Source organism: Butyrivibrio sp. YAB3001 (assembly GCF_900112195.1).
Lineage (GTDB): Bacteria > Bacillota > Clostridia > Lachnospirales > Lachnospiraceae > Butyrivibrio.
In genome coordinates this window covers 140,869-159,207 of record NZ_FOKR01000002.1, presented here as the reverse complement: position 1 = coordinate 159,207, position 18,339 = coordinate 140,869, and the positions used below count along the sequence as shown (strand labels likewise).

Annotated in this window: 16 protein-coding genes; all 16 read left to right on the top strand. The window is 37.0% G+C overall.

Annotation, left to right across the window (positions count from 1 at the left end; all coding sequences use genetic code 11):
- The first annotated feature begins 35 nt into the window (after positions 1-35).
- The 16 genes from BM086_RS00725 to hisD all read left to right on the top strand — a co-directional run bounded on the left by BM086_RS00725 (position 36) and on the right by hisD (position 18,306).
- The gene (locus BM086_RS00725; protein WP_092321914.1) at positions 36-1,811 is read left to right on the top strand and encodes a DAK2 domain-containing protein; all 1,776 of its coding nucleotides are present in this window, start codon (positions 36-38) and stop codon (positions 1,809-1,811) included.
- Positions 1,812-1,937: 126 nt separating this feature from the next.
- The gene (gene recG, locus BM086_RS00720; protein ID WP_092321912.1) at positions 1,938-4,007 is read left to right on the top strand and encodes an ATP-dependent DNA helicase RecG; all 2,070 of its coding nucleotides are present in this window, start codon (positions 1,938-1,940) and stop codon (positions 4,005-4,007) included.
- Positions 4,008-4,076: 69 nt separating this feature from the next.
- The gene (locus BM086_RS00715) at positions 4,077-4,946 is read left to right on the top strand and encodes a DegV family protein (protein ID WP_092321910.1); all 870 of its coding nucleotides are present in this window, start codon (positions 4,077-4,079) and stop codon (positions 4,944-4,946) included.
- 36 nt (positions 4,947-4,982) lie between these two features.
- Positions 4,983-6,905: a DNA gyrase/topoisomerase IV subunit B gene (locus BM086_RS00710; RefSeq protein WP_092321908.1), complete on the top strand. Its 1,923-nt coding sequence runs from the start codon at positions 4,983-4,985 to the stop codon at positions 6,903-6,905.
- Between the two features lie 33 nt (positions 6,906-6,938).
- Entirely contained in the window at positions 6,939-9,176 is a 2,238-nt protein-coding gene (locus BM086_RS00705; protein WP_092321906.1) for a DNA gyrase/topoisomerase IV subunit A, read from the top strand.
- Positions 9,173-9,730, top strand: a complete 558-nt coding sequence (rsmD, locus tag BM086_RS00700) for a 16S rRNA (guanine(966)-N(2))-methyltransferase RsmD (protein WP_092321904.1) — start codon at positions 9,173-9,175, stop codon at positions 9,728-9,730. Before BM086_RS00705 ends, rsmD begins: the two co-directional genes overlap by 4 nt.
- A complete protein-coding gene (gene coaD, locus BM086_RS00695) occupies positions 9,727-10,218 on the top strand; it encodes a pantetheine-phosphate adenylyltransferase (protein ID WP_092321902.1) in 492 nt (163 codons plus the stop codon). The genes rsmD and coaD overlap by 4 nt, the downstream gene beginning before the upstream one ends.
- Positions 10,219-10,242: 24 nt before the next feature.
- On the top strand, positions 10,243-10,938 hold the full coding sequence (locus BM086_RS00690) for an ATPase (protein WP_092321900.1): 696 nt from the start codon (positions 10,243-10,245) through the stop codon (positions 10,936-10,938).
- Between the two features lie 309 nt (positions 10,939-11,247).
- Positions 11,248-12,294, top strand: coding sequence for an N-acetylmuramoyl-L-alanine amidase family protein (locus BM086_RS00685; protein ID WP_092321898.1), 1,047 nt, complete (start codon positions 11,248-11,250; stop codon positions 12,292-12,294).
- Positions 12,281-13,009, top strand: a complete 729-nt coding sequence (locus BM086_RS00680) for a pseudouridine synthase (RefSeq protein WP_092321896.1) — start codon at positions 12,281-12,283, stop codon at positions 13,007-13,009. Before BM086_RS00685 ends, BM086_RS00680 begins: the two co-directional genes overlap by 14 nt.
- A gap of 15 nt (positions 13,010-13,024) precedes the next feature.
- Entirely contained in the window at positions 13,025-13,627 is a 603-nt protein-coding gene (locus BM086_RS00675; protein ID WP_092321894.1) for a hypothetical protein, read from the top strand.
- Between the two features lie 9 nt (positions 13,628-13,636).
- Positions 13,637-14,620, top strand: coding sequence for an RluA family pseudouridine synthase (locus BM086_RS00670; protein WP_092321892.1), 984 nt, complete (start codon positions 13,637-13,639; stop codon positions 14,618-14,620).
- 2 nt (positions 14,621-14,622) lie between these two features.
- Entirely contained in the window at positions 14,623-15,162 is a 540-nt protein-coding gene (locus BM086_RS00665; protein WP_092321890.1) for a Holliday junction resolvase RecU, read from the top strand.
- Positions 15,163-15,254: 92 nt separating this feature from the next.
- Entirely contained in the window at positions 15,255-16,364 is a 1,110-nt protein-coding gene (gene hisZ, locus BM086_RS00660) for an ATP phosphoribosyltransferase regulatory subunit (protein ID WP_092321888.1), read from the top strand.
- A 10-nt stretch (positions 16,365-16,374) separates the two neighbouring features.
- Positions 16,375-17,010, top strand: a complete 636-nt coding sequence (gene hisG, locus BM086_RS00655) for an ATP phosphoribosyltransferase (RefSeq protein WP_092321886.1) — start codon at positions 16,375-16,377, stop codon at positions 17,008-17,010.
- A gap of 3 nt (positions 17,011-17,013) precedes the next feature.
- Positions 17,014-18,306, top strand: coding sequence for a histidinol dehydrogenase (gene hisD / locus BM086_RS00650; RefSeq protein WP_092321884.1), 1,293 nt, complete (start codon positions 17,014-17,016; stop codon positions 18,304-18,306).
- Positions 18,307-18,339: the final 33 nt, after the last annotated feature.

Below are 18,339 nucleotides of genomic sequence, written 5' to 3'. Positions count from 1 at the left end.
ATATACAGGAAACGCAAGTCTAGGAGGATTTAATTTTGAGTAACAATGTAATTGACGCCAAGTTATTGGCTAAAATGTTTTTAACTGGTGCCAAAAATCTTGAAGCAAAAAAAGAGTGGATAAATGAACTTAATGTTTTCCCTGTACCTGATGGAGACACAGGAACCAACATGACAATGACTATTATGTCTGCTGCCAAGGAAGTGAGCAAATTGGGCGACAAAGCTTCCATGGAAGATATCTGTAAAGCCATTTCATCCGGTTCATTACGTGGAGCAAGAGGTAATTCAGGCGTTATTCTTTCACAGCTTTTAAGAGGATTCACAAAGGTTGTAAAAGCTTCAGAAGAGGTAAATGTTAAAGTTTTGGCTGATGCGTTTGAAAAGGCTGTCGAGACTGCATATAAGGCTGTTATGAAGCCCAAGGAAGGAACAATCCTTACTGTTGCCAAGGGAGCAAGTGACAAAGCACGTGAGATTGCACTTCAGGGAATTGATGATATTGAAATATTTGGCGCAGAAGTTATTAAATATGCTGAAGAAGTTCTTGCCAAGACTCCGGATATGCTTCCTGTTCTTAAGCAGGCAGGCGTTGTAGATTCAGGCGGACAGGGACTTGTACAAGTTCTCAAGGGCGCATTTGATGGTTTCCTTGGAAAAGAAATAGATCTTTCCATTAAAGAAGAGCATGTTACTCCAGGGGCAAGAGCAGGTGTGGAAGCTAAGGAAGAAGACATTAAATTTGGATATTGTACAGAATTTATAGTTCTTCTTAACAAGCCTTTAAATGTAAAACAGGAAATCGACTTCAAGGGATTCCTTGAATCAATTGGTGACAGCATTGTTATGGTTGCAGATGATGAGATCTGCAAGGTTCATGTTCACTCAAATGATCCGGGTCTTGCAATTCAGAGAGCTTTGATGTACGGACAGTTATCTAATATGAAAATAGATAACATGAGAATGGAACATCGTGAGAAGCTTTTCCATGAAAACAATGATGGTACATGGGCTGAGATTAAGACTGAAATAAACGGAGCAGCAGAGCTTACTCCTACTTATCTGCCTGGCGATGATATTCCTCTCGGAGATAAGGTTGATGCTGGCAATAAGACAGAAGCGGTAACTAATGAACCTAAAAAAGAAATCGGTTTTGTTACTGTCTGTGCGGGTTCAGGTCTTGCTGAAATTTTCAGAGGTCTTGGCGTTGATTATGTTATAGAAGGCGGTCAGACAATGAATCCAAGCACAGCAGATATCCTTGATGCAGTTGATAAGGTAAATGCTGATACAGTCATTGTTTTACCAAACAATAAGAATATAATTCTTGCTGCAAATCAGGCAGCTATTATGTCTGAAGATAATGAAGACGGAAAGAGAATCGTTGTAGTTCCATCCAAGACTATACCTCAGGGTATTACAGCAATCATCAACTACGTTCCTGAGACACCTGTTGATGATGTTGTGGCAGCAATGACAGAGTCACTCTCAACAGTTAGTACCGGAGAGGTAACTTATGCTGTGCGTGATACCACTATTGATGATGTTCAGATCAAACAGGGTGATTACATGGGAATCGGAGATTCTGGAATTCTTTCTGTCGGTAGTGAAATCGATGATGTCACAGTTGAAATGCTTGATAAGATGATGAATGATGGCCTTGAACTTATCAGTATTTACTATGGTAGTGACGTTGACGAGAAAGATGCAGATGCATTCAGAGCAAGAGTTTCTGAGAAATTCCCTAGTTGTGATGTAGAGCTTCAATTTGGTGGTCAGCCAATTTATTATTATATTGTTTCTGCTGAATAATATTATGAATTTACTTAAGGAACTGTAAAAATGAGTAATTAGGGACGGTTCTTTCTGACTCATTTTAAATAATGAGACGGGAAGAACCGTCTTTTTACCCATTCGAAAATTCAAGTGAGGTAGACGTTGAGTAACAATAATTTTGATGAACTTGTAATCAATCTAAAAGGAATAGGCGAAAAAACATCTAAATTATTTGAAAAATGTGGTGTGAAAAATATTGGGAATCTCCTGATATATTATCCCAGGTGTTATGACAGCTACGACAAATTTGTTAACGTAAGTGATGTAATTCCCGGACAGGTAAATGCTCTAAAGCTTACTATTATTGGAAATATCGCACGTAAACGAGTGAGAAATCTTTCTATCGTTTCATTTGAAGCTGCTGATCAGACGGGTAAGATCAAGATCACATATTTTAATGCTCCTTACCTCGCAAATTCTTTAAAAAGTGGAACAACACATATTTTTAGGGGAATGGTCCAAAGAAAAGGATCTTTTTTGAATATGGATCAGCCTAAGATGTATAAAATCGAGGAATATGCAGCTATTACAGGAAAGCTCCAGCCAAGGTATCCTCTAATAAAAGGTCTTTCAAATAACATTGTTATTAAGACCATGGAACAGGCTTTTATAAATGTTGGGAAAATCGAAGAATTTGTACCGGAAGATATTTTAAACAGATTAAATCTTATTGGTTATGCAGAAGCTTTAAGAAATATTCATTTTCCAAAGAATGCCGACATGCTTGAAAAAGCAAGGAGAAGACTTGCATATAACGAATTTCTTATTTTTGTGATAAGACTTAGGTTATTAAAGCAAAACTCAGAAGAAATCCTGAATTCTTTTCCTATGAAAGAAGAAAAAGAAGTAAAAAGGCTACTTGAAAATCTCCCTTATAGATTGACTAATGCGCAGATGCAGGCTTTTGAAGATATAAAAAATGATCTCATTGGCACGCATGTTATGAACAGACTTATTCAGGGTGATGTTGGTTCAGGCAAAACCATTCTGGCTTTACTTTCACTTCTTACAGTTGCAGGAAATGGATTCCAGGGAGCACTTATGGCCCCAACAGAAGTCCTGGCAGCGCAGCATTATGAAAGTTTTAAAGAGTTCATAGAAAAGTATGATCTAAATACATTAAAGCCTGTGCTTTTGACAGGATCTCTTTCTGCGAAGGAAAAGAAAGAAGCGCAGAGACAGATAAGCGAAGGTGAAGTTAACTGCATAATTGGAACAAATGCGCTTATTCAGGCCAAAGTGAATTATAAAAATCTTGCACTGGTTGTCACAGATGAACAACACAGATTTGGAGTCAGGCAGAGAGAAGCTCTTGCAGGAAAGGGTGTAAATACACACATTCTTGCTATGAGTGCAACACCTATTCCCAGGACACTTGCAATAATTCTATATGGCGATCTGCATATTTCAATTATAAATGAACTTCCCGGAGGAAGGCTTCCTATAAAAAACTGCGTTGTTGGAACTGAGTACAGGCCTAAGGCTTACAAATTTATTCAGGATCAAGTCAATGCAGGAAGACAGGCTTATGTGATATGCCCAATGATAGAAGAAGGCGAAGTAGATGGCCTCACAAATGTAACGGATTATGTTGAAATACTTAGAGAGAATCTTTCTCATGATATTCGCATAGAGATGCTCCATGGCAAGATGAAGCCTGCCCAAAAGGATGAAATAATGGAAGCCTTTGCAAGAAAAGAGATAGATGTACTTGTGTCGACAACCGTTATTGAAGTTGGTATAAATGTTCCGAACGCAACGGTAATGATGATAGAGAATTCAGAAAGATTTGGGCTTTCACAATTGCATCAGCTAAGAGGCCGCGTTGGAAGAGGTAAATATCAATCCTACTGCATTTTTATAAATACTTCCGAGGGCGAGGATGCAAAGAAAAGACTCGATATAATGAATAAAACTAATGATGGATTTAAGATTGCGGAAGAGGATCTGCAGCAGCGTGGTCCCGGAGATTTATTCGGAATAAGACAAAGCGGTGATCTTAATTTCAGAATAGGTGACATTTATCATGATTCGGATCTGGTAAGAGAATCCGCTGTTGATGCTGATAAAATCCTGTTTGAGGATCCTGATCTATCACTTCCACAACATCGTGTATTAAAGGGTATCATGGACACCAAATCGGCAAATTTAGTTGACTTTGCATCTTTATAAAAGTAAGATATCTTTAGTGATTATGAAAATAGGTATATTATCGGCAAAATTGCCGAGTCAGGGGAAATTATGTCTAATATAGCAGTAATAACAGATAGTAATAGTGGAATAACGCAGTCACAATCAAAGGAATTGGGAATTTTTGTTGTTCCTATGCCATTTACCATCAATAACGAAGATTTTTTTGAAGATATAAATCTTTCTCAGGAACAATTCTACGATAAGCTTGCTGAGGATGCTAATGTATCTACCAGCCAGCCATCTCCGGATTCTCTCATGACTTTATGGGATAAGGTTTTAAAAGAATATGACCAGATTATATATATTCCTATGAGTAGTGGACTTTCAGGTTCATGTCAAAGCGCAATGATGATAGCTTCTGAGGAATATGAAGGAAAAGTATTCGTAGTTGATAATCAGCGAATCTCTGTAACTCAGAGACAATCAGCTCTTGACGCAAAAGAAATGGCTGATGCAGGATTAGCTGCAGAAGAAATTGTCAAAAAGCTTATGGAAAATAAGTTTGAATCAAGCATCTACATTATGCTTGATACTCTTTATTATCTTAAAAAGGGTGGAAGAATCACACCTGCTGCTGCAGCGCTTGGAACTCTTTTGAGACTTAAGCCTGTTTTACAGATTCAGGGTGAGAAACTTGATGCCTTTGCTAAGGCAAGAACCTCATCTCAGGGTAAAAATATAATGATAAATGCCATTAAGGCTGACATTGAAAATCGTTTTGGTGGTTTTGATGCCAAAGATTTCTGGATTTCATGTGCATATACCAAGGATAAAGAAACTGCTGAAGAGTGGAAGAAAGAAGTTGAAGCTGCTTTTCCGGGAATAGATATAAACATGGATCCACTTTCATTGTCTGTAGCCTGCCACATCGGTCCAGGTGCATTGGCTGTTACAGTCACAAAAAAATTTCATTTTTAAGATATTATTTAGAAAAAGTTTTAAAGGGGTTATTAAATGTCTTCATTTGATCAATATGATGCTTCCAGTATTACCGTTTTAGAGGGACTTGAGGCTGTAAGAAAACGTCCCGGTATGTACATAGGAAGTGTCACTACCAGAGGACTAAATCATCTGGTTTATGAAATTGTGGACAATGCTGTTGATGAACATCTTGCGGGCTTTTGTTCACGCATTTTGGTTACTTTAGAGGCAGATGGTTCTGCAACTGTAGAGGATAACGGAAGAGGTATTCCCGTTGGTATGCATGCCAAGGGAATGACTGCTGAGCGAGTAGTACTTACAACGCTTCATGCAGGTGGTAAATTTGATAATAATGCTTATAAGACAAGTGGTGGACTTCATGGTGTAGGTTCATCAGTTGTTAACGCGCTTTCCACACATATGACCGTTCGCATAAAAAAGGATGGTTTTATTTATCAGGATACTTATGAGCGTGGCATTCCAACAACAAAACTTGTAGATGGTCTCTTGGTTCCTTTGGGACCGACAAAAGAAACCGGTACTACAATTAACTTTTTACCGGATGATACCATCTTTGAAAAAACAAGATTCAAAGAGGATGATATTAAATCCAGACTCCATGAGACAGCTTATCTTAATCCTGAACTCACAATTGTTTACCAGGATAAAAGACCGGGTGTTGAAGAATACATTGAGTTTCATGAGCCTGATGGTATAACCGGCTTTATAAAAGACATGAACAAGTCAAAAGAAGCTGTTCATGATGTCGTATCTTTTAGCGGTGAGAGCGAAGGCGTAGAAGTAGAGGTTGCTTTCCAGTACGTAAATGAATTCCACGAAGAAGTGCTTGGTTTTTGTAATAATATCTACAATGCTGAAGGTGGTACCCATCTTACCGGCTTTAAGACAATGTTTACGAATATAATCAATCAGTACGCAAGGGAACTTAATATTCTCAAAGAAAAAGATGCTAATTTTACCGGTACTGATGTCAGAAACGGTATGACTGCCGTTATATCAATCAAGCACCCTGATCCAAGATTTGAAGGTCAGACCAAGACCAAACTTGACAATCAGGATGCATCGAAGGTTGTTTCAAAAGTTACAAACGATGAAATGACAAGATTTTTTGATAGAAATCTTGAAGTTTTGAAATCTATCATCGGATGCGCTGAGAAGGCAGCCAAGATAAGAAAAACTGAAGAAAAAGCAAAGACAAACATGCTTGCCAAGCCTAAGTATTCATTTGACTCCAATGGCAAGCTTGCTAACTGCATCAGTAAGGATGCATCCAAATGTGAAATATTCATCGTTGAGGGTGATTCTGCCGGCGGTAGTGCAAAGATGGCCAGAGATAGAAATTATCAGGCTATTCTTCCGATTCGAGGTAAAATTCTTAACGTAGAGAAAGCCAGCATTGACAAAGTGCTTGCAAATGCTGAGATCAAGACTATGATAAATGCCTTTGGATGTGGTTTTTCTGAAGGATATGGCAATGATTTTGATATTAGCAAACTGCGATATGACAAGATAATTATTATGGCCGATGCCGACGTTGATGGTGAACATATTTCAACACTTTTGTTGACATTGTTTTACAGATTTATGCCGGAACTGATTTTCCAGGGGCATGTATATGTTGCTATGCCGCCTCTTTATAAGGCTATGCCTGCAAGGGGAAAAGAAGAATATCTATATGATGATTCTGCGCTTGCCAAGTACAGAGCAAGTCACAAAGGTAATTTCACTCTTCAGAGATACAAAGGTTTGGGTGAAATGGATCCTCAGCAGCTTTGGGAGACAACTCTTGATCCTGAACGTCGTCTTTTAAAAGCGGTTGAGATTGAGGATGCCAAAATGGCTTCTCAGATGACTGAACTTCTTATGGGCGTTGATGTACCGCCAAGAAGAGAGTTTATTCATCAGCATGCTACGGATGCAGCACTTGATATCTAATTATTTTAAAAGCTTGTAAACAAAGGATTTGACATGGAAGATAGAATTATAAAAACCGAATATTCTGATATCATGCAGAAGTCTTTTATAGATTATGCCATGAGTGTTATTGTTGCTCGTGCGCTTCCTGATATCAGAGACGGTCTTAAGCCTGTTCAGCGAAGAACATTATATGATATGTATGAGCTGGGAATAAGATATGACAGGCCCTATAGAAAAAGTGCGAGAATTGTCGGTGATACGATGGGTAAATATCATCCTCACGGCGACAGTTCAATTTATGATTGTCTTGTTGTAATGACACAGGATTTTAAGAAAACTATACCACTTGTTGATGGTCATGGAAATTTTGGAAACATCGAGGGTGATACTCAGGCTGCCATGCGTTATACAGAGGCAAGGCTTGCCAAGATCACACAGGAAAGTTTTCTTGAAGACTTAGATAAAAATGTAGTTGATTTTGTCCCTAACTTTGATGAGAATGAACGTGAACCATCCGTTTTACCTGTAAAGATACCCAATTTTCTTATAAATGGTTCTGAAGGTATCGCTGTAGGTATGGCAACAAGCACTCCGCCTCACAATCTTGCAGAAGTAATTGATGCGGAAATTGCCTATATTCAGGATGATACACTTACAACAAAAGACCTTATGAAATACATTAAAGGTCCCGATTTTCCAACAGGCGGCGTTGTTATCAATAAAGATGAACTATTAAGTATTTATGAGACAGGTGTTGGCAAGATCAGACTTCGTGGTAAGGTTGAAACAGAAAAGGGTAAAAACGGACATATCAATCTTGTAATCACTGAAATCCCTTATACCATGATCGGTATGGGAATTGGCAAGTTTATGTCAGATGTTGCTGAACTTGCTGAAAAGAAGGTTACAAATGATATTATTGATATTTCCAATCAGTCTTCAAAGGAAGGCATCAGAATCGTAATTGAGTTAAAAAAAGATACTGATGTAGAAAACTTTACAAATCTCCTTTACAAAAAGACAAAGCTTGAGGACACATTTGGTGTCAACATGCTTGCTATTGATAATGGCAGACCGGAGACAATGTCTCTAAAAGAAATAATGCGTGCCTGCGCAGATTTCCAGTTTGAGACTGCCACAAGAAAATATACAACTCTTCTTAAAAAGGAACAGGATAAGAAAGAGATTCAGGAAGGGCTCATAAAGGCTTGCAATGTGATTGATCTTGTTATTGAAATCTTACGTGGTTCCAAAGACAGAGCAATGGCAAAGGAATGTCTTGTTAATGGAGTTACGGATGGAATAAACTTTAAGTCACGCGAATCCAAGGCAATGGCTTCTCAGCTTATGTTTACTGAGGCACAGGCTGATGCAATCCTTGAAATGAGATTATACAAGTTAATTGGATTGGAGCTTGAAGCACTCATTAAAGACCATGAGGAAACTGTTGCAAACATTTTCAAATATGAAGACATACTTGAAAGTCATGCATCTATGTCTTTAGTAATCCAGAATGATCTCAAGAAGATTAAAAAAGAGTTTCAAAGTCCCAGAAAGACATTGATTGAAAACAGAGAAACAGCAGTCTATGAAGAAAAGCCTGTTGAAGAGATAGATGTTGCGTTCATAATGGATAAATTTGGATATGCCAAGACCATTGATGCCAATACCTATGAAAAGAACAAGGAAACAATTGAAAATGAGTTCAAATTCTCATTTATCATGAAGAATACAGGACGCGTATGTTTCTTTACAAATACAGGTAATCTTCATACTGTAAAAGCTATGGATCTTCCTCAGGGAAAAATGAGAGATAAGGGTGTCCCTATTGATAATGTAAGTAATTTTGATACTTCAAAAGAAACCATTATTCTTGCAGCAAGTCAGTCAGATTTAAATCTCTACAGACTTGTGTTTACTACAAAGATGGCGATGATGAAGGTTGTAGATGGCGGTGAATTTGATGTTTCAAAGAGAACCGTAGCTGCTACTAAGCTAATGGATGATGATGAAGTTGTAAATGTAGAAGTTCTTCATGAACAGAAAACTGTTATTTTGCGTTCAAACGATGGATTCTTTTTACGCTTCTATGTAGATACTATTCCTGAGAAGAAAAAAGCTGCAGTTGGCGTAAGAGGTATGAGACTTACAAAAAATGACTTTATCAGAGATGTTTTTTATCTTAATGATATGGAAGATAAAGCAATAGAACACAACGACAAGAAGTTAGAGCTTGGACACTTAAAGGTAACAAGCAGAGATACAAAGGGAACAAAGGTGAGATTATGAGAGTAATAGCTGGCAGTGCTCGCAGACTGCATCTTGTAACACCTGAGGGCAATGATACAAGACCTACTCAGGACAGAATTAAGGAAACCTTATTTAATATGATACAGCTCCAGGTACCCGGAGCTGTGTTCATCGACCTTTTTGCAGGCAGTGGCGGAATTGGAATAGAAGCATTATCAAGAGGTGCTAAAAAGGCTTATTTTATCGAAAATGCTTCAAATGCATTTAAGTGCATAATGGAGAATATTAAGACCACTCATTTTGAAGAGGTTTCAACTGTAATTAAGCAGGATGTTGTTATAGGGCTTAGAAATATCCATGAAAAAGAAGCTGATATTATTTTCATCGATCCTCCTTATCACGGTGAACTATATGAAAGAACTCTGTCTCAGCTTGCTGCAATGGATTATGTGACAGAGAATACGATGATAATCGTTGAAAGCCCTAAGGAAATGGATTTTTCTTTTACAGATGAACTCGGTTTGGAAGTCAGAAGGGTAAAAGATTACAAGACAAATAAACATGTTTTTATTTATAGGAAGGCGGAAAAATGAAGACAGCTCTTTATCCCGGAAGCTTTGACCCAGTAACTTACGGGCATTTGGATATAATAAAGCGTGCATCCCTGATGTTTGATAAGGTTATCGTCGCTGTAATGTGTAATTCCGCTAAAACTCCATTGTTTACACTGGATGAACGTGTTAAAATGTTAGAGGAGTCTGTGAAAGACCTTGATAATGTTATCATTGAGTCTTTTGATGGACTTTTGATCAATTATTGTAAAGAAAAAAATATCCATATCGTTATAAGAGGACTTAGAGCGATTACGGATTTTGAGTATGAACTTCAGATAGCTCAGACCAATAAAGAATTATCACATAACGAAGTTGATACTGTTTTTCTAACTACGAATTTGAAATATTCATACCTTAGCAGTTCTGTTGTAAAAGAGATTGCAAGTTATAATGGGGATATTACACCTTGCGTTCCTCCTTCTATAGCAGACAAGCTGTACAAAAAATTCGGATATACCAGAACATGATGAAAAGTTAGGGGGATACAATTGATGTCAAGCAGGATTGAGCAGTTGATTGATGAGATTGAGACATACATTGACAACTGTAAACCACAACCACTCTCTCAAACAAAGATTATTGTCAATAAAGAAGAAATTGATGACCTTTTAAGAGAACTTAGAAGTAAGACACCTGAAGAGATTAAGAGATACCAGAAAATTATCAGCAACAAAGAAGCTATATTAAATGATGCAAGACAAAAAGCTCAGCAGCTTATTGACGAGGCAACAGAGCACACCAATGAGCTTATAAACGAGCATGAAATTATGCAGCAGGCTTATGCTCAGGCTAACGAGGTAATATCTCAGGCTGCTAATCAGGCTAAGGAAATTCTTGATAAGGCGGTTAATGAAGCAAATGCAATGAAGGCAGCTGCAGTTCAATATACGGATCAGCTTCTTGCAGGTGTGGAAGATATCATTTCACAGTCCATCGATGCAACAAGCAAAAATAGCGATGAGATAATCGCTTCTGTAAAGCAAAACAGTGAGAAGGTTATTAATTCAGTTTCCAAAAACAACGATAATATTCTTTCTGCGCTTACACAGTACAGTGAGATAATTCGCTCAAACAGATCCGACCTTAGACCACCGGAAGTTGAAAAAAATGTGTCCGCAGGTGTATTTTCAGACACAACAGATTCATCAGATAGTCCTGAGCCTATTAATCTTGATATAATTAGTTGATCACATAAAGCTGTCGTTATCTAGCGGCAGCTTTATATTCTTTATGAGGTTATTGATTTTTATTGTATATTATAAAATAAAATATCAGAAAAGCGCATTTACTGCTGTTTTTTCACAAGTATGTATGACTTCTTAGATGAAATTACAGAAATCCGCACTAGCTGCGGATTTCGTGAGAACATGATACGAGAGGCAAATAGGTCCTTCGACGAAGTCGACTTTTAATGGCCTATTTGCGGCATTCTTGAATCTCTGATTCAAGAATGTATGGGATTATAAGTATATTGTTTTTTGGGGGGATTTATCAAAATGAGAAAAAAATTATTTTCTGTTTGCATACTAATTGCTATTATTTTCTGTAGTTTGTTTTCATATAATGTTACAAGCTATGCTGCGAAGGATAATGTTGTTATTGTTATAGATCCGGGACATGGCGGCACCGGCGATAGAAATCTTGGCGCAGTTTACAACGGATTTACTGAAAAAGATCTTACTTATAAAGTTGCAGTAGCAATGAAGGATGAACTTGAAAAATATGATAATGTAACGGTATATCTTACAAGGTCAGCAGACACATTTTTATCATTGGAAGACAGAGCAAAATTTGCCAAGAGTGTAAATGCTGATTTTTGTTACAGCATACATTTCAACGCTTCTGCAGAACATGACTTTTATGGCTCTGAAGTATGGACTTCATGCACAGGCAAATATTATCAGCAGGGCTATGATTTTGGAATTATAGAAAGCGACGAACTTGCATCGCTTGGGCTTTATCAAAAAGGTGTTAAATCAAAAGTAGGCAAAACAGGTGATGATTATTATGGCATCATTCGCCATTGCGTAGCGAGAAGCATTCCATGTGACATAATAGAACATTGTTATCTTGATCATATAGTAGATGTTCAGAAAATAAATGAGACTGATTTTTTACAGAAACTTGGTGTTTGTGACGCAACAGCTGTTGCAAAGTATTTTAAATTGAAATCTTCAAAAACAGGAACAGATTATAGCACTTTTTCTTATGTTTCAGTAAAGAAGCCTTCAGGCAAAGTGCATCAGGATTCATCCGAACCTGAAATATGTGATATCAAAACCCTTGCATACGATCCGGAAAGCAGAAATGTACTTGTTGAGATGACAGCCAAAGATTCCGGAAGCCCAATTATTTACTTTTCCTACAGCTATGATGGTGGTGCAACATTCAGCCCTCTTCAAATGTGGAACAGGGAAGAAAAGACGCAATCCTTTAATATTAAAATTCCTAACGGAGTAAGTAATGCAAATATAGTTTGCAGAGCTTACAACAATTTCGAATTGTATAAACAAAGTAATGAGGTAAACATTGAGACTAGATAAATTTTTAGGCGACCAGAATATTGGTACAAGAAAACAGATAAAAGAATATATTAAAAACGGGAGATGCTCAGTAAACGGCGTTGTTGCAACGAAAGCTGATGCTCACATAAATGAAAATAGTGATGAGATTTCTTTTGACGGAAACGTTCTTAATTACAGTAAATATCATTACTTCATGCTATATAAACCGCAAGGTGTTGTTTCAGCTGTTACTGATGGCAGGAATAAAACTGTAATAGATATTTTAAAAGCTGAGAATGTAAAAGACTTAAGTCCCTGTGGCAGACTTGATATTGATACTGAAGGACTTCTTCTGCTGACAGATGACGGCCAGCTTATTCATAAGCTTCTTTCTCCCAAAAAGCATGTAGATAAAGTTTACGAGGTTCATTTGGAACATGAACTTTCTGATAAAGATATACAAAATCTTGAGAAAGGTGTAGATATCGGGGATAAGAACGATGACGGCACGCCTTTTTATACAATGCCTGCAATAGTATTGGAAAAAGGCATTGATGAATCTGGAAGACCTGTAATTCATCTTGTTATTCATGAAGGGCGTTTTCATCAGGTAAAACGAATGATGGAAGCAGTTGATAATAATGTTTTATTTCTAAAAAGGCTTTCTATGGGAAGTCTTGTTCTTGATGAAACACTAACCCCCGGTGAGTATAGACCGCTTTCTGAGGACGAGATAAAAGAATTAAAGGCATGATGGGAGACTTTTTTAATGGCAAAAATTTATAAAGGTGATTTTGGATATATTGAGCACACCAAAAAAAGAACAATAATAAGAACTGCTATATGCCTTGCAATAACAATTGGACTTTTTGTCACAGGTCTACTCATATATAAAAGCCAAAAGAGTATATTTAGTATCGTAGCAGCGCTTGGATGCCTTCCTACCGGCTGGAGTGCAGTAAATATGATAATGTTCATAAAAGCAAAAGCATGCAAAACTTCTGATCATAACAGGATTGAAGCTGTAAAAGGCGGTCTTTTAATACATTATGACCACATCATTACATCCTATGATAAAAACTTTTATATAAACGCTTCAACTGTTCTTGATAAAAATGTAGCATGTTATTCAGCAGATAAAGACCTTGATGCAATCGATTGTGAGAAGCACATAAAAAAGATGCTTGTCCAAAATGGATATTCAAGTTATAGCATAAAAGTTTTTAATGATCTGGATAAATTCTGCAACAGGCTAGAACAATTGGAAAATCTAAGATCAGAAAAGGGTATAGATCCTTTCCGGATTGAAGATTCATGGGTTCCGGGGACAGTACAGACTCCTGCATCAATTCTTCTTTCAATCTCATTATAAGGATGCAATATGAAAGAAATAGTTATAGGAAAAAATGAAGAAAACAAACGACTTGATAGTTTCTTAAAATCATATTTGCCTAATGCATCTTCCGGCTTTTTATACAAAATGCTCCGAAAAAAAAGCATTACCTTAAATGACAAAAAGGCTGATGGAAAAGAGAAACTAAGTAAAGGCGACAGCATAAAGATTTTCTTTTCAGATGAAACATTTGATAAATTTCATGGCAAACAGAGTTCACATTCTGTAGAAGAAGGAAATTTCAAGGCACTTAAAGCGTTAGGACCTTTAGAAATAATCTATGAAGATAGCAATATCCTGCTTGTAAATAAGCCTGCAGGTGTCCTGTCACAAAAATCTAAGCCTTCTGATATCAGTCTTAATGACTGGCTTATTGATTATCTTGTAAAAAAAGGTGATATTTCAACTGATGAGCTTGGAACTTTCAAGCCATCAATCTGTAATCGACTTGACAGGAATACAAGTGGAATTGTAATCTGCGCCAAATCTCTTTTGGGCGCCCGTACAATGAGTGAGCTTCTCAAGGATAGAACAGTTGATAAATATTATAGGACTATAGTATCCGGCAAGATTGGGAAATCATCGAAACTTTCAGGATTTCTTTTTAAGGATGAAAAGAAAAACAAAGTCTTTATAAGCCAGGAAGATCCTCACGATACAAGATATTCATATATTGAAACCGAATTTGTTCCACTTGAATATTCAAGCAAAAATAATCTTACTTTATTGGAAGTGAAGCTGATAACAGGTAAGCCTCATCAGATAAGAGCTCATTTAGCTGATCAAAAAACGCCTATAATCGGTGACGTTAAATATGGCGGAAAAGTAATTGCAGGCCAGAATTTTCAGCTGCTTCATTGTTACAGAGTAAGATTTCCAAAAGAAATGTCTATAGAATTTAGCGATATTGCAGGAAAAGAGTATATCGCTGAGTGTCCGGAAATATTTGATAAAATCTTCAGGAGGGGATAAACATGCCTACTTGGAAATCAAGAGGCCTAAGGGGGTCAACCTTAGAAGAACTGATAAACAGGTCTAACGAGAGGTATCTTGAGTTAGGCCTTGCTTTAATTCAAAAAATCCCAACTCCAATTACCCCAATAAATATTGATAAAAAAACAAGACATATTACCCTTGCATATTTTGACCAAAAAAGTACTGTTGACTATATTGGCGCTGTGCAGGGTATTCCAATCTGTTTTGACGCTAAAGAATGCGCTGTGAATACATTTGCTCTCGAAAATATACATCCACATCAGGTCAGATTTATGGAAGACTTTGAGAAGCAGGATGGAATAGCCTTTTTCCTTATCTACTATACAACAAGAAATGAATATTATTATCTGCCATTCAGAGTGCTCAAAAAGTTTTGGGAAAGAGCAGAAAGTGGCGGAAGAAAGAGCTTTAGAAGAGACGAACTATCTGATGATTATGTTATCTTTTCACCGGGAGAACAGGGAGTTCTGATTCCCTATCTGGATCTTATTCAAAAAGATTTGGACGAAAGAGTTTGACATAGTCTGTTTTTTAATATAAACTTTTTACTATGATATCAATTTACTATGGTAGCACTGTGAAGTAATAAAGTATTATTTGTGAGGTTTATATGAGTAAAGTTCTTGTTCATACACCTGATGGTGTAAGAGATATCTATGGAAATGAATGCTGTGACAGAAAGATTATCTGCGAGAAGATACATTCAAAGATGAAAAGTTTTGGCTATGAAGATATTGATACTCCAACATTTGAATTCTTTGATGTCTTTTCAGAAGAGATAAATGCTTCCGATGCCAAGGAACTGTACAAATTTTTTGATAAAGAAGGAAATACACTGGTGCTTAGACCAGACTTTACTCCTTCAATTGCCAGGTGCGCTTCTAAGGTCATGCTTGAGAATGGCAATCCTGTAAGAGTTGTCTATGAAGGCAATACTTTCCTTAACACAACCGAACTTCAGGGAAAACTCAAGGAAAATTACAACATCGGAATAGAACTTATGAATGATCCTTCAGTATATGCTGATGCTGAGGCAATAGCTCTTTTGATAGAATCATTAAGAACTACAGGACTTGAGAATTTCCAGATCAGTGTAGGAGATGCAGACTATTATAAAGGAATTTGTGAAGAAGCAGGCATTTCTCCTGATACCGAAGAGCAGATACGAGAGCAGATAACAGGTAAAAACTATTTCGCTGCTGAAGCAATAATGGTTGAAAAGGGAATCTCAGAAAAATACCGTAATTTAATTGTTAAGGTATCCGAATTTATAGGTTCATCTGATGCCCTCGATAAGGCCATTGGCGAAGTTAAAAACGAAAGATCTATAGAAGCGATAAAAAGGTTAAAGAGCCTTTATGAAGTTCTTTCTATGTATGGCGTAGAAAAATATGTATCCTTTGACCTGGGAATTCTGAGCAAATTCAATTATTATACCGGAGTCATATTCAGCGCATATACCTATGGCGTTGGTGATGCTATTGCCAAAGGCGGACGATATGACAATCTTCTTGGCAAATATGGCAAGGATGCTCCCTCAATCGGCTTTTCAATTGTTCTCGATGGACTGATGTCGGCATTATACAGACAGAATCTGGAAATTACATATGAACAGTCAAATGAGACTATTGAATATACCCCTGACAATTTTAAAGAATCTTTAGAAAAAGCTAAAGAACTTCGCTCTCAGGGCATAAATGTAACTTTAAAAGCAATTTGATGGAGGATATATGAGATATTTAACCTTTGCACTTGGAAAAGGAAGACTTGTGGATTCCACAATGGAGCTTTTAAATAAATGTGGAATTGAATGTAATGAGATATTAGATAAGAAGACCAGAAAGCTCATTTTTACAAATGAAGAATTAAAATTAAAATTCTTCTTGGCTAAGGGACCTGATGTTCCTACATATGTTGAGTATGGAGCAGCAGACATAGGAATTGTTGGTGCTGATACAATATTAGAAGAAAAAAGACGCGTCTATGAAGTTTTAGATCTTGGCTTTGGAAAATGCAGAATGTGTGTATGCGGACCAAAAGAAGCAAAAAAGCTGTTAGAGCATCGTGAAATGATCCGCGTTGCCAGTAAATATCCTAATATAGCCAAAGACTATTTTTTTAACCAGAAACATCAGACCGTAGATATTATTAAATTAAATGGATCTGTTGAACTTGGGCCTATTGTCAACCTTTCAGATGTAATTGTAGATATTGTAGAGACCGGTTCAACTCTAAGAGAAAACGGACTTGAAGTATTGGAAGAGATTTGTCCTTTATCTGCAAGAATGATCGTCAATCAGGTAAGCATGCAGATGGAGACAGAAAGAATCAGGAAACTTATCAGTGATATGAAGGAGAATTTGTAATAAATGAGAACATATAAGCTTAATGAAGAAACAATGAATGACCTTCTTGGGAATCTTCTTAACAGAAATCCCGGAAGTTATACCAATTATGAAAATACTGTTAATGAAATCATAGAAAACGTCAAGAAAAATGGTGATGATGCTTTATTTGAATACACGATGAAATTCGATGGCTGCAAAATCACCGCTGATACAATAAAAGTTACTAAAGAAGAGATAAAGAGTGCGTATTCACAGCTAAGCCCTGAATTTATTGAAGTCATGAAAAAAAGCTGTGAAAATATCCGAATTTTCCACGAGAAACAAAAGCGTAACAGCTGGATTGAAACAAAGGAAGATGGAAGCATCCTCGGTCAGAGAATCCTTCCTATTGAAATCTCAGGTGTCTATGTTCCCGGAGGAAAAGCAGCTTATCCATCAAGCGTACTTATGAATGTAGTTCCGGCAAAAGTTGCAGGAGTAGAAAGAATAATCATGTGCACCCCACCTCAGAAAGATGGAAGTGTAAATCCCGGAACTTTAGTAGCTGCAGATATCGCAGGAGTTGATGAAATCTACAAAGTAGGCGGAGCTCAGGCTATAGCAGCAATGGCATTTGGAACAGCTTGCGTTCCTAAAGTAGATAAAATCACAGGCCCCGGAAATATTTTTGTTGCACTTGCAAAAAAAGCATGCTTTGGGTATGTATCTATTGATTCTATCGCAGGACCAAGTGAGATTTTGGTACTTGCAGATGAGACTGCAAATGCAAGATATGTTGCAGCGGATCTTTTATCCCAAGCTGAGCATGATGAACTTGCAAGCGCAATTTTGATAACAACATCACAGGAACTTGCAGAAAAAGTAACGACTGAAATTTATGGATTCCTTCAGCTACTTGAAAGAGCAGATATTATTAAAAAATCTTTGGATAATTATGGATATATATTCGTTGCAGATTCCATGAAGGATGCAATCGATGCTACAAATGCTGTGGCATCTGAACACTTGGAAATCATAACAGCAAATCCGTTTGAAACAATGACCAAGATTAAAAATGCAGGCGCTATTTTCCTTGGACAGTATTCATCTGAACCACTTGGCGATTATTTTGCAGGTCCTAACCACATTCTTCCTACAAACAGAACTGCAAGATTCTTCTCACCTCTTAACGTGGATGATTTCTTAAAAAAATCAAGCATTATTTCATATTCCTATGATGCGCTTGAAAAAGTCCACAATGATATTGAACTTTTTGCAAAAGAAGAAGGATTGACTGCACACGCCAATTCAATCGCTGTAAGATTTGAGCAATGACCAATTTGGTAAAAGAATAGAATTACGAACGCA

Coding starts and splice junctions, on each gene's coding strand:
- hisD (WP_092321884.1), top strand. CDS start 17,014: ATGAGAACATATAAGCTTAATGAAGAAACAATGAATGACCTTCTTGGG.
- hisZ (WP_092321888.1), top strand. CDS start 15,255: ATGAGTAAAGTTCTTGTTCATACACCTGATGGTGTAAGAGATATCTAT.
- hisG (WP_092321886.1), top strand. CDS start 16,375: ATGAGATATTTAACCTTTGCACTTGGAAAAGGAAGACTTGTGGATTCC.
- BM086_RS00710 (WP_092321908.1), top strand. CDS start 4,983: ATGTCTTCATTTGATCAATATGATGCTTCCAGTATTACCGTTTTAGAG.
- BM086_RS00705 (WP_092321906.1), top strand. CDS start 6,939: ATGGAAGATAGAATTATAAAAACCGAATATTCTGATATCATGCAGAAG.
- BM086_RS00665 (WP_092321890.1), top strand. CDS start 14,623: ATGCCTACTTGGAAATCAAGAGGCCTAAGGGGGTCAACCTTAGAAGAA.
- BM086_RS00670 (WP_092321892.1), top strand. CDS start 13,637: ATGAAAGAAATAGTTATAGGAAAAAATGAAGAAAACAAACGACTTGAT.
- BM086_RS00685 (WP_092321898.1), top strand. CDS start 11,248: ATGAGAAAAAAATTATTTTCTGTTTGCATACTAATTGCTATTATTTTC.
- coaD (WP_092321902.1), top strand. CDS start 9,727: ATGAAGACAGCTCTTTATCCCGGAAGCTTTGACCCAGTAACTTACGGG.
- BM086_RS00675 (WP_092321894.1), top strand. CDS start 13,025: ATGGCAAAAATTTATAAAGGTGATTTTGGATATATTGAGCACACCAAA.
- BM086_RS00690 (WP_092321900.1), top strand. CDS start 10,243: ATGTCAAGCAGGATTGAGCAGTTGATTGATGAGATTGAGACATACATT.
- rsmD (WP_092321904.1), top strand. CDS start 9,173: ATGAGAGTAATAGCTGGCAGTGCTCGCAGACTGCATCTTGTAACACCT.
- BM086_RS00715 (WP_092321910.1), top strand. CDS start 4,077: ATGTCTAATATAGCAGTAATAACAGATAGTAATAGTGGAATAACGCAG.